A 657-nucleotide genomic window follows, 5' to 3' on the forward strand; every position below is an offset into this window, starting at 1 on the left:
TTCGCACGTCGACTGAAGACGCTCCGGGGCCTCACGCCATACGAATTCGTTTGCCAGCAATGGCAGCACGAGCCATCAAGATTCACGCAAAACCCGCACCATCAAAACCCGGGACCAAACATCTAGAGCATAATCCGATCAATCTGGCTCATACCCTGCGGCAGTGAAGAAGTTTGGACATTCTGCTGGTGAGACCTGATCGATGAGGCTGCCGATCCTGTCCCACAGGGCGTCGCGCGTTCGTTCGGCAGCGCGGCGGATATGGGCCTTGAGCTTGGAGAATGTCATTTCAATCGGGTTGAAGTCCGGGCTGTAGAGAGGGAGAAACTGCAGACTGGCTCCAGCGGCTTCGATCGCCTTTTGCACGCCCGGTCCCTTGTGCGAGCCGAGATTGTCCATGATGACTATGTCGCCGGGAAGCAGATCCGCCACCAGCACGCGCTCGACATAGGTCTGGAAGCTGCGTCCGTTGATCGGGCCATCCTGCACCATGGGAGCTACGATCCCGTTCAGCCGCAAGCCTGCGATGAAGGTCGTGGTCTTCCAGTGACCGTGCGGCACGGGGGAGCGCAGGCGCTGCCCCCTGCGGCAGCGTCCGTAGCGGCGCTCCATATTGGTCGATGCCCAGGTTTCGTCGATGAACACAAGACGTTCGGG

1 protein-coding gene and 1 pseudogene are annotated in these 657 nt (G+C 59.7%); one reads left to right on the plus strand and one right to left on the minus strand.

The window, feature by feature from the left end; genetic code table 11:
* A pseudogene (locus F3J08_RS16840) lies at positions 1-126 on the plus strand (IS481 family transposase); the annotation flags it as partial.
* 12 nt (positions 127-138) lie between these two features.
* Here F3J08_RS16840 and F3J08_RS16845 read toward each other — a convergent pair.
* Positions 139-657: IS630 family transposase (locus tag F3J08_RS16845; RefSeq protein WP_166931929.1), on the minus strand; the 519-nt coding region annotated here is incomplete at its 5' end.

The organism is Asaia sp. As-1742 (genome assembly GCF_011753235.1).
Taxonomy (GTDB): Bacteria; Pseudomonadota; Alphaproteobacteria; order Acetobacterales; family Acetobacteraceae; genus Asaia; species Asaia bogorensis_B.